The 13,118-nt window shown below is 72.0% G+C and carries 1 protein-coding gene (running past both ends of the window); it reads left to right on the forward strand.

This entire window lies inside a single protein-coding gene on the forward strand: locus tag AB0I73_RS04355, encoding an amino acid adenylation domain-containing protein. The 23,052-nt coding sequence extends 307 nt beyond the window's left edge and 9,627 nt beyond its right edge, so the window shows coding positions 308–13,425 — codons 103 (partial) to 4,475 (complete); the first complete codon in view begins at position 3. The start codon and the stop codon both lie outside this window.

The following is a 13,118-nucleotide window of genomic DNA, read 5'->3' on the forward strand; positions in this document are numbered from 1 at the left end:
TGATCCATCGGCAGGGGGACACGCCCTGCCAGTCGATCGACCCCGGTCGCGAGCCCGACTTCGCCTGCGTCGATCTGACCGGTGTCACCGACGAGGGCGAGGCGCTGGCGGCCGTCCGGCGCGAGAGCAAGCGGCCGTTCGTCATGGACGGCCCGTCCGCGGACGGGAAGGGCCTGTTCCGGGTCCGTGTCTTCGACCGCCCGGCGGACGAGTCGATCGTGCTGATCACCGTCCACCACGTCATCTTCGACGGCAGCTCGGCGAGGCTGTTGACGACCGCACTGTTCGAAGCGTACGAGGCGCTGCGGGGCGGAGCCGGACCGGTGGCGCCCGCAGACCTCGACGGCGGGACCGGCGCGGGCTTCCACGACTTCGTGGCCGAGGAACGGCGGACCTTGGCCGAGCGCGGCGGGGATCTCCTCCCGTACTGGCGCGACCGGCTCGCCGAGCCGCTGCCCGTGCTGGACCTGCCGACCGACAGACCCCACACGGCACTGACGGACCGCTTCGCCGGGGACACCTATGCCGACCGGGTGCCCGCAACACTCGTCGCGCGCATCAGGGAAGTGGCCGCCGGCCGGCGTGCCTTCGTCTCGACGGCGATGCTCACCGCCTACGCGGCGACCCTGGCCTCGTACTCCGGCCACTCCGACAGCTCAGGGGCGGCCGGGGCCGCCGGGAATGCTGCCGCCCGGCGCGAGCTGGTCATCGGAATGCCGGTGAACGAGCGCGGCGGCGAGGAGCTCGCCGGGACCATGGGCCTGATGATCAACATGGTGCCGGTCCGCGTCGCGCTCCCGGACGGTGCCACGTTCGGCGAGACCGTCTCCGCCGTGCAGCGCGACGTCGCCGACGACATGCTGCACAGCCACCCCTTCTCCGCGCTGGTCCGGGAACTGCCGACGCACACGCCCCCCGGGCGTTCCCCGGTGTTCCAGACGGCGTTCGTCTTCCAGGACGTCCTCGACGGCATCTCCGGGCCCGACCGGCCGTACGAACTCGTCGACGAGCTCCACCAAGAGGGCGAGTACGAGCTCTCACTGGAGGTCTGGGGCAGCGGTGACGCCTTCACCCTGTACTGGAAATACCAGCCGGAGCTCTACAGCCGCCCCTTCATCGAGAGGCTCGCGGAGCGTTTCGTACGCGTCCTGACGGCGGTGTGCGACGAGCCGGGAACGCCGCTGGCCGAGCTGTGCGAGCGGTTCGCGGACACGGCCGGGACCGACGAAGCCTGCGTGCACGAGCTCTTCGAGGAGGCGGCGCGCCGGACCCCCGACGCGGTCGCGGTCGCCAGCCAGGAGGAGGTGCTGACCTATGAGGCGCTGAGCCGCCGCAGCGACGCTCTCGCCGCGTACCTCGTGGAACGGGGCGTGCGGCGGAACGACCTGGTGGCCGTCCTGCTGGACCGGTCGGCCGAGACGGTCGTCGCGCTGCTCGGGATCCTCAAGGCGGGTGCGGCCTTCGTGCCCCTCGACCCGGAGCTGCCCGTCGCCCGGCTGACCGACATCGTGGCGGACAGCGGCACCGCCCTGATCGTCACCCAGGCACGCCATGAGGACCGCGCCCGGAGCCTGCTCGACGGCCGTCCGCGCGCCGGTGGCGCCGACGCGGCGCCGCCGGCCTCGCTGCTGGTGCTCGACGAAGAGAGGGAGCGCATAGCGGCCGCCGGGCCGGTGCGGGTCGAGGTGACCGGGGACGACCTCGCGTACGTCATCTACACCTCCGGGAGCACGGGCCGCCCCAAGGGCGTGATGATCGCCCACCGGGGCTTCGGCGCTCTGCTGCGCTCGATGCGGCGGGAGCCCGGCATGAGCGCGGCGGACACCTTCTTCGCCGTCACCACCATCAGCTTCGACATGGCACAGGTCGAGCTGTTCCTGCCGTTGGTCAGCGGCGCCCGCTGCTACGTCTGCGACAGCCCGGCGATCAAGGATGTCGAGCTCCTCAAGGAACGCGTCGCAAGGGTGCGGCCCACCGTCATGCAGGCCACGCCGGCGACCTGGAGCATGCTCTTCCACTCCGGCTGGCGCAACCACGAGGGCGTACGGATCCTCTGCGGCGGCGAGGCACTGCCCAGGACGCTGAAGGAGTACTTCCGCGACACCGGCAGCGAGGCGTGGAACCTGTACGGGCCGACGGAGACCACCGTCTACGCCACGGGCGGACGCATTCGCTTCGACGCCCCCACCACCATCGGCAGGCCGATCGCCGACAGCCGGGTGCACATCCTCGACGAGCGGCTGCGGCCGGTGGCGGCCGGGGAGGCCGGTGAACTGTGCGTCACCGGTACCGGACTGGCCCGGGGCTACGTGAACCGTCCCGACCTCACCGCGGAAAAGTTCATCGACCACGACCTCGTGCCCGGCGGCAAGCTCTACCGCACCGGAGACCTGGCTCGCTGGACCGAGGACGGCGAGATCGACTACCTCGGCCGGATGGACTTCCAGGTGAAGATCCGCGGATACCGGATCGAACTGGGTGACATCGAGTACCACCTGGGCAGGCATCAGGAGGTTGCCCAGTGCGTGGTCGTGGCGCGTGGCGCGGACGGTGCCAAACAGCTCGTCGCGTACTACGTCCCCCGCCGCGCAGGGGCCGCGGGCGACCCCTCCGGGGTGTTCAAGGAGCACCTGCGCGAGCTGCTGCCGGCGTACATGGTTCCCGACTTCTTCGTGGCGATCGACGCCGTCCCGCTGACGGTCAGCGGCAAGGTGGACCGCAACGACCTGATGGCGCGGGAGGTGTCGCTGGCCCCGCCCGCGCCCGTGGCTCCCGCGATGCACGCCGGTTCCCGGGCACCGGAGGCCGCCGGGGCCGATGCGGAGGACGAGGTCCTCGCCATCTGGCAGGACGTCCTCAAGATACGGGACCTCGCCCCCACCGCCTCCTTCTTCGAGGCGGGCGGCAACTCCCTGTCGGCCGTCGTCCTCGCCGACCGGATCACCCGGCGGCTCGGGGTGCCGTTCGTGGCCGCCGATCTGTTCAAGTACGCCACCGTGCGCAGCATCGCGGCGCATGTGCGTGCCGTCGCCCCTGTCCCGCCCGCGGCCCCCGCCCCGACTGCCGTACGCGTCCCGGAGCCGGAGCCGGAGCCCGTGTCCGAGCCGGAGGCCGGGACCGATGGCGGGTCCCTGCCCGAGGACGCGGTGGCGATCGTCGGCATCGCCTGCCGCTTCCCGGGCGTCCGCGATCACTGGGAGTTCTGGGAGAACCTCAAGCGGGGCGAGGAGTCCGTGCGCCGCTGGACGGACGAGGAGCTGCGCGAGGCCGGTGTGCCCGAGCACGTGCTGCGCGACCCGGCCTATGTACCGCTGCGCTCCTCCCTCGACGGCAAGGAGGACTTCGACGGCGAGTTCTTCCGGCTCTCCCCGAACCACGTGGAACTGATGGACCCGCAGTTCCGTCAGCTCCTGCTGCACGCCTGGAAGGCCGTCGAGGACGCGGGCTACGACCACCGCGACATCCCCGACACCGCCGTCTACGTCTCCACCGGCAACCACTTCTACGGCGCACCGGACGACACCGTCGAGAATCCGGCCGCCGTGCTCGAGGACCCCCGCCAGTACCTGGCCTGGGTCATGAGCCAGAGCGGCACGGTCGCCTCGATGATCTCGTACCAGCTCGGCTTCGGCGGACCGAGCATGTCCGTGCACTCCAACTGCTCCTCCTCGTTGACCGCGCTCTCCCTGGCGGCCCGCGCGGTGCTCACGGGGGAGTCGGGCTTCGCGCTCGTGGCGGCCGCCTCCGCGAACAGCGTCGACGGCCTCGGCTACATCCACCAGCCGGGCCTCAACCTCTCCAGCGACGGCCATGTCAAGGCGTTCGACGCCGACGCCGACGGCATGGTCGGCGGCGAGGGGGCCGTGGCCCTGCTGATCCGCCGCGCGTCCGACGCCGTCGCCGATGGCGACCACATCTACGGCCTGCTGCGCGGTATCGCGACCAACAACGACGGCGGAGACGCCACCGGCTTCTACAGCCCCAGCGTCAACGGGCAGAGCCGGCTGATCCGGATGGTTCTGGAACGCACCGGCATCGACGCTCGTTCCATCGGCTACGTCGAGGCGCACGGCACCGGTACGAAGCTGGGCGACCCCGTCGAGCTGGCGGCGCTGACCGAGGCGTACCGCGATCACACGGACGACATCGGCTACTGCGGCATCGGCTCGGTGAAGTCGAACATCGGCCACCTCGACACGGCCGCCGGGCTCGCGGGCAGTGTGAAGGTCCTCCTCAGCCTCTACCACGGGCAGATCCCGCCGACGCTGCACTACAACCGGCCGAACCCGCAGCTGCGGCTGGAAACCTCACCGTTCCGGGTCGTGGACCGGCTGAGTGGCTGGCCGGCCGGCGGCACCCCGCGCCGCGCCGCTCAGAGCTCCATCGGGCTCGGCGGGTCCAACGCGCACGCCGTCTTCGAGGAGTACGTGCGCGACGGCGACCCGAACACCACGGCGCGTCCGACCGCGCACACGACCACGAGCACGGATACGACCGGACACATGCACAGGGGCGCACACACGGACAAGAGGGCGACTGCGGACTCCGGCGACGACGCCGCGCCCCAGCTGGTGCCGCTCTCGGCCCGCACGCCCGACGACCTCGTGCGCGGAGCCGCCGAGCTGCTGCGGTACCTGCGCGGCCCTCGGGCCGCCGCCCTGCGCCTGGACGACCTGGCTTACACGCTCCAGGTGGGCCGGGTGCCGATGGCCTGCCGGGTGGCGTTCGTCGTGCGCGACCCGCGCCGACTGGCGGCAGAGCTGGAAGCGTTCGTCCAGGACCCCTCCGGCGACGGATCGCCGCGGCGCTTCACGGGACGGAGGCCGGGGAGCGGAGCCCGGGCGGCCGAGCGGCAGGACGCGACGACCCGGGACGCGAAGCTCGCGCGCCGACTGGCCGAAGGCAAGATCAAGAAGGTCGCCAAGGCGTGGGCCAACGGCGCCGACCCCGACTGGAGTCTCCTGCCCCGTCCGCGTGCGGTCCGGCGCATCAGCCTGCCGGGGTACGCCTTCGGACCCGTGACCCACCCCTGGCCCGTACCGGCACGGCGTGCCCGGCGCGAGCTTCCCGGGACGCCGACGCAGCGGCGGGCCACTATGGGCGGGGAGCCGCTCGCGCGACTGCACCCGCTGCTGCACGAGAACGTGTCGGGACTGGACGGACAGCGCTACCGCTCCCGCCTCACCGGCGACGAGTACCTGCTGGCCGACCACGTCGTCGGCGGTCGGCGGCTGCTGCCCGCCGTGGCCGGCCTGGAAATGGCGTACACCGCCGTCCGGCGTGCCCTGACCGGCGCGGACCGCGAGGGCGGGAGCACCGTCCTCAAGAACGTCACCTGGGTGCGGCCGGTGGTCGTCGGTGACGACGGCCGCGACATCGAGTTCACCCTCGCCCCGGAACGACGCCGTACGCGAGAGGAGGCGGACGGTTCCACGGGCGTCGGACCGCTGCGGTTCGAGCTCCTGAGCGACGGCGGCCGCTCGCACGTCCAGGGCCGGGCGGTGACCGAGCCCGTCGCGGCCCCGCCGGACGTCGAACTGGACCGGCTGCGCGCGGGCCTTCGGCTGCGGTCGCTGTCCGGGGCGGAGTGCTACGCGCACATCGCGCGCGCGGGCGTCGAGTACGGACCGGGCTTCCGCCTCGTACGGACCCTGTACCGGGGAGAGTCCGACGGGCACCGCGAGGTGCTCGCCGAGCTGACGCTGCCCCGGGACATGGACGGCTCACTGGCCGACTACACCCTCCACCCGAGTTTCATGGACGCGGCGATCCACGCCTCGCTCGGCCTGGACCCCGCGTTCGACACGGCCGACCCGGACAGCGCCGTCGACGGGCGGAAGGAGCCTTCCCAGGGGGCGACTCCCGTCCCGTTCGCGCTCGACCGCCTCGACGTCCACGCCCCCTTCGGCCGGACGATGTACGCGTGGGTGCGCCCTGCACCGGGACAGCGAGCCGCAGACGCGGGCCGGGTGCTCGACATCGACCTCGTCGACGAGCGGGGCCGCGTCTGCGCCACGCTGCGCGGACTCGCCTACCGTCAGCTCGAAGCGCCCGAGGACCGCCCCGCCCGCGCGTCGCGGCTGCGCACCCTGCTGCCCGTGTGGGAACCGAGGCATCCTGGCGCAGCGTCCCCGCAGGTCACGGACGGCGAGGTGCTCGTCTTCGACTCCGGCCGGCGGCTGAGCGCGGGGCTTCGGGCCCTCCACCCCCGTCACCGGGCGATCGACCTTCCGCCGGGCGCCTCGATCCAGGAGATAGCCCGCCTGATACGCGAAGCATCCGAGGAGCTCGCCCAGCCCGCACCTCCCGCACGCTCCGGAGCCGGCGGCCGCATCGCGCAGGTCGTCTGGGTCGCCCCGGCCGAGGACCCCGACGACATGATCGGTGGCCAGGAACGCGGCGTGATCGAAGTCTTCCGGATCATCAAGGCGCTGCTGTCACTGGGGCACGGCACCCGGGAGATGACCTGGACGGCGTACACCTTCGGTACCCAGCTCGTCCGCGAGCGGGACAGGGTCGCGGCGACGCACGCCGGTGTCCACGGGCTGATGGGCAGCCTGGCCAGGGAACACACCCGTTGGACGATCGACCTCGTCGACCTGCCCCACGACCTCTCGGGCGAACCGGTCGACACCCTGCTCGGCGGCGAACGGCGGCTGACCGGCGTACGACCCGGCACCACGCTGGCCCTGCGCGGCGGGCGTTGGTTCTCGCAGGAACTGCTCCCCGTCGCCGATCCAGAACCGGCCGCCGGCCCGTACCGCCGGCACGGCGTCCACGTCGTCGTGGGCGGCGCGGGCGGTATCGGTGAGCTGTGGAGCCGCTCCATGGTGGAGCGGTACCAGGCGTCGATCGTGTGGATCGGCCGCCGGCCGCTGGACGAAGCGGTCGAACGCAAGCTCGCCGGACTCGCCGAACGCGCCAGGGCCGTCGGCGCGCAGCCTCCCCGCTACATCTCGGCGGACGCGAGCGATCGCGAGAGCCTGCTGTCCGCGTACCGGCAGATCAAGGAACACCACCCGCGCATCGACGGTGTGGTGCACTCGGCGATCGTGCTGGCCGACAGGACGCTGACGCACATGGACGAGGACGTTTTCCGTGCGGCGCTCCGCTCGAAGGTCGACGTCGGCGTCAACATCGCCGACGTGTTCGGCGCCGAGCCGTTGGACTTCGTCCTCTTCTTCTCCTCGGTGGAAAGCTTCGTACGGGCCGCCGGTCAGGCGAACTACGCGGCCGGATGCACCTTCAAGGACGCCCTGGCGCATGAGCTCCAGCAGCGCGGACTGCCCCTGGTCAAGGCGGTCGACTGGGGGTATTGGGGTGTCACCGGAGTGGTCAGTGACTCCTTCTACCGGGAGCGGATGGCGGCCGTCGGCGTCGACTCGCTCGACCCCGACGAGGCGCTGCACGCGCTGGAGTCGTTCCTCGGGGGCGAGCACCGGCAGGTCGTGCTGATGCGGACCTTCGGCGACGAGGCGCTGCGCGGACTCGCACTCGACGAGCGGCAGGGCACCCATCCTGCCGTCCTGCCGTCCGTAAGGGACGAGATCGTGGCGGCCCACCGTGCGCCGCGCGGCGAGCTGGAGCGGCTGCACGCGTTCCTGCCCCACCCGCGCATGTGCGAACTGGCGGCGCAGCTGCTCTTCGTCACACTCCGGGACCTCGGTGCGCGGGGCCGGGACGGCCTGACCGGGCAGTCCGAGGGCCTGGCCGGCCTGGACCAGCGTGTCCTCGCCAAGTACGCCCGGTGGATGGAGGAGAGCGACCGGCTGCTCGCCCACGCCGGGCTCGTGGAGTTCGTGGGCGACCGCCGCCGCGTCGGGCCGGCCGCCCGCGGTCTGGACCGGGACGGACTGTGGCGGCAGTGGCACGCCGAACGCGACGGATGGCAGCCGAACGAGAACCAGCGGGCGCAGGTCGACCTGGTCGAGTCCTGCCTGCTGGCTCTGGCCGACGTCCTCACCGGCGCCCGGCAGGCCACCGAGATCCTCTTCCCGGGCTCCTCCATGTCGCGGGTCGAGGGCATCTACCGGGGCGACCCGGTCGCCGACTACTTCAACGACCAGTTGAGCGCCCTGATGGCCGACGCCGTACGGGCCTGGGGTCGTGCCGACTCGTCGAGGCGCCTGCGCATCCTCGAGGTCGGGGCCGGCACCGGTGCGACGAGTGCGAAGGTGCTGGAGGCCCTCGAGCCGTTCGGCGACCGCATCGCCGAGTACTGCTACACCGATCTGTCCAAGGCGTTCCTGTTCCGCGCCGAGGAGCGGCTGCGCCCCCGATACCCGTACGTGACGACCCGGATCTTCGACGCGGGGTGCCCACCCGGGCAGCAGGGCGTGGAGCCGGGCGGCTTCGACATCGTCGTGGCCACCAACGTGCTGCACGCCACCGCGGACATCTCCCGCACCCTGCGCAACGTCAAGGCGGCCATGCGCGGGGGCGGCCTGCTGTTCATCAACGAAATGAGCCGCAACACGATCCTGGCCCATCTGACGTTCGGGCTGCTGGACGGATGGTGGCTGTACAGGGACGCCGAACTGCGCATCCCGGGAAGCCCCGTGCTGGCGGCCGACCGCTGGCTGGAGGTCCTGGAGGACGAGGGCTTCCGTACCGGTGCCCAGCCGGACACCGCCGCCCATGCCCTCGGTCAGCAACTGATCGTGGCCGAGAGCGACGGCAGGTTCCGCATCCGGACCGGACCCGAAGGACCGGAAGGATCCGAAGGCCGGGCGGGAGCGGCCGGCTGTGCCGTACCGGCGGAACCGGCCGCCCCGGCATTCCGTCGTCCGGCCGCCGGTACGACCGTCGGTTCCGGCCATGACTCCGGTTCCGATCACGACGCCGGCGCATCGGAGGCCACCCTGCGCGCACACCTCACCGCCTATTTCGAACGGCTGATACGTGAGGCCCTGCACCTTTCGGACACGGAGCTCGACCCGCACAAGGACCTGCACGACTACGGGCTGGACTCCATCCTGGTGTCCGGCATGAACAGCGCCGTCGCCGAGGACTTCGAGGACGTCAGCAGCACGCTCTTCTTCGAGCTGCGCACGCTGGACGAACTCGTCGAGCACTTCCTCGCGGACCGGCGCCCGGAACTGCTGCGGCTGTTCCCGCAGGCACAGCCGCAGACCAGTACTGCCGCCCGCGACACCACCGGGGGTGGCGGCGCTTCCCTCACCGCACGCGCCACGGCGTACCTCACCGGGCTCGTCGCGCAGACGCTGAGGCTGGCACCCGAGGAGCTCGCCGAGGACGCCGACCTCTCCGACCTCGGACTCGACTCGATCCTCGTCATCCAGCTCCACAACGCACTGTCCCGTGACTTCGACGAGCTGAACAGCACGCTGTTCTTCGACTGCCCGACGATCCGGGACGTGGTCGATCACTTCACGGCGTCGCATCCCGAGCGGCTTGCCGAGGTGCTGGCCGGCGGCCCGACGGAGGCGACCGCCCAGGCCGCCCGGACCGCGCAGCCAACCCCGGACGCGCCGATCACCCCGCCCGCCCCGGAGGACCGTCACGCCCCGGCGGACGACGGGTCCCGGAAGAGCCCCGAACCGGCTTCCGTACCGGCCCACTCGGTATCGGGCCGCGGCCCGGCCCGCACGGGGGACATCGCCATCGTCGGTCTCGGCGGGCGCTACCCGGGAGCCGACAGCCCCGAGGAGCTGTGGCAGAACCTGGCCCGGGGCGAGAGCGCCACCGCTCCCTACCCGACGGACCGGTGGTGGTGCCGCTGGGAGGGCGAGGATCGTCCCTGGGGCGGTTTCCTGGCGAACGTCTCCTCCTTCGACGCCGAGTACTTCGGTATCCCCGCGAGGGAAGCGGCGGCCATGGACCCGCAGGAGCGGCTGTTCATCGAGACGGTGCACAGCGCCGTGCAGGACGCCGGCTACACCGCCCGGGCCCTGGCCGAAGCCGGCCGTGTCGGTGTGTTCGTGGGCGTCATGAACTCGACGTACAACGGGCGTACCGCCTACTCGTCGATCGCCAACCGCACCTCGTACCTCTTCGATTTCCAGGGGCCGAGCATCGCCATCGACACGGCGTGCTCCGCCTCGCTGACGGCCGTCCACCTGGCCGTCGAAAGCCTCCACAGCGGTGACAGCGACTGCGCGGTCGCGGGCGGGGTCAACCTGCTGCTCGATTCGGACCACTTCGAGGTGCTGGAGGAACACGGCCTGCTGTCGTCCGGCGACCGGTGCCGCCCGTTCTCCGAACGTGCCGACGGGTTCCTCGCGGCCGAGGGCGTCGGAGCCGTGGTGCTGCGGCCGCTGGCGGACGCGATCGCCGCCGGAGACCACATCTACGGTGTCGTCAGGGGCAGCGCCGTCAACTCCGGCGGCCGTACCAGTCGGTACAGCATGCCCAGCCTGACGGCCCAGCGTGATGTGGTCGTACGGGCCATGGAGAAGGCCGGTGTCACGCCCGACACGATCAGCTACGTCGAGGCCCACGGCACGGCGACCCTCCTCGGCGACTCGATGGAGGTCTCGGCACTGAGCCGGGCCTTCGGCACGGGTCGCCAGGGGCAGTACTGCGCGATCGGCTCGCTCAAGTCCAACCTGGGCCACTGCGAGAGCGCGTCCGGCATCGCCGGGCTCACCAAGGTCCTGATGCAGCTTCGACACGGGCGGCTCGCGCCCTCCATCAACGCACAGGACCTGAACACCGGCATCGTCTTCAAGCGGTCGCCTTTCTTCGTCCAGCGTGAGCTCGCTCCCTGGACTCCGACCGACGCGGAGGGAAGGCCCCTGCCGAGGCGCGCCGGCATCTCCTGCTTCGGCGCGGGTGGCTCGAACGCACATCTGATCATCGAGGAATACATGGAAGACGACGTCGAGGCCCGTCCGTTCGGACAGTCGGCCCAGGAGACCTGCCTGGTGCCGCTCTCGGCGCGCACCCCGGAGGAGCTGCGGGCCGCGGCCGGGCGACTGTCCCACTTCCTGGAGGAGGCGGACCGCGCCGGGCGGCAGGTGCCGCTGCGCGACCTCGCCCACACCCTTCAGACCGGCCGCGACGAGCTGCCCGTCCGGCTCGCTCTCGTCGTACGCTCCACCACGGAGCTCGCCGGCCGGCTGGCGGAGGTCCACACCACCGGTGGCGCGGGTGGGGGCGAGTACAACGAACTCACCGGGGCGCCGTCGCGGCGCGTGGGGGAGGCAGCGGATTCCGGTGTGACGGCGGCCGTCTCCACGGGGGACCTCCGGACGCTGGCGCGGCTGTGGTCGACGGGTGCGACCGTGCCCTGGCGTGAGCTTTACGGAGCCCGGCCGCCCCGCCGTGTCAGCCTGCCGACGTACCCCTTCGGGCGGAAGGAGTACTGGTACGAGGACGAGGAGCCGTCGTCCGAGGGGCTCGGGCTTCAGGCGGCGGACCGGCCGGAGCCCGTCCCGGAACCGGAGCAGGAGCGCACGCAGGCGCCGCTCAGGGAGGCGGAGCGGGACGCGGGGCGGCCGCACACCGCGTCGGCTGCCGCCCCGCATGCCCGCGAATGGCTTCGCCGGGCGATCGGCGAGCAGCTGGACACCCGGCCCCACGACGTGCGCACCGACCAGGACTTCCCCGCGCTGGGGCTGTCCTCGATGGACCTCGTCCACATCGCCCGCCGGATCCAGCGGGAACTCGACCCGGCGTTCGAGTCCGCGTCACTCTTCGAGTACACGACCGTGAACCAGCTGGCAGGCCACCTGAGCGACGCCCCCCGTGCGCACGCCCCCGAGCCCGTCGGCACGCCCGCCCCCCGCCCCCTCCCCGAGGCCCACCCCCTCTCCGAGGACCAGCAGGGCCTGTGGGCCCTCCAGAAGGGGGCACCCGGGGCGAGCGCGTACAACGTGCCACTCTGCTTCCGGGTCACCGGGCTCGACACCAGCGCTCTGCGCCGCGCCTTCGAGCGCATGGTCGTCCGCCATCCCGTCCTGGGGGGCGTGGTGCGCGAGGAGCGCGGCCGGCTGGTGCTGGCACGACCCGGCGCGCCCCGCCTCGCGTTCACGGAGCGGGAACTGCCCGCTCTCGACCGCGACGAGACGTTCGCGCTGCTGCGCCGGCACGCCAAGGAACCGTTCGACCTGGACGACGGGCCGCTCTGCACGCTCACCGTGTTCCGCACTCCGGACGACGAGTCCTGGGTGCTCCTGAACGCCCACCACCTCGTCCTCGACGGCACCTCCGCCGTGGTCGTCGTGAAGGACCTCCTGGCCGCCTACCGGGCAGCGACCGAAGGACTGCCGATGCCCGGCGACCCCCGGGCGCGCGCGGGGTACGCGGAGTTCGTCGCCGAGGAGGCGGCGCTGCTGCGGGGCGAGGAGGGCGCGGCCCGGCTGGCGTACTGGCAGGAGCAGCTGGCCGGTCCGCTGCCCGCACTCGCCTTCCCCACCGACCGGCCGCGCGTCACGCCCGGGCGCGGCGTGCACGGCGCCACCGTGACGCGTCGCCTCACGGCGGAGCTGAGCGAGCGGATCGCGCGGTTCGCCCGCACCCACGGCGTCTACCCGTCGGCGGCGTTCCTTGCGGCGTACAAGGTGCTGCTGCGCCAGTACACCGGGCAGGACGACATCGTGGTCGGCATGCCGGTCAGCAACCGTACCGGCGCGCGCTTCGACGGCACTGTCGGCCACTTCGTCACCATGGTGCCCGTCAGGAGCCGGATGTCCGGCCGGCAGCCCTTCACCGACCTGTGCAAGGACGTCCAGAAGACGCTTTTCAACGGCATCGCGCACAGCTACCCGTTCGGACCGCTCGTCCGCGAGCTCGGCCTCGGCGCCGCGGACGGCTCCGCGCCGGTCTTCAGCCAGGCCTTCATGTACCAGGACTGGCACGAGGACGTCACCGCGGACACCGGCTCCTTCACCTACGTCGAGGGCATCCACCAGGAAGGCGAGTACGAGCTCGTTCTGGAAGTCGTCGAGCCGCACGGAGCGGTGGACGGGTACGCCGTCAACTGGAAGTACGACCCGGCACTGTTCGACCGGGGGACGGCCGACCGGCTGCTGCACCAGTACGTGCACCTGCTGGAGACCGTCCCGGCTGCGGCGCCCGCCCAACCCGTCGACGACTGCTCGCTGGTGTCCCCGGAGGAACTGCACACCCTCACCGTGGAGTGGAACGACACCGCG

The organism is Streptomyces sp. NPDC050388 (assembly GCF_040655635.1).
Taxonomy (GTDB): Bacteria; Actinomycetota; Actinomycetes; order Streptomycetales; family Streptomycetaceae; genus Streptomyces.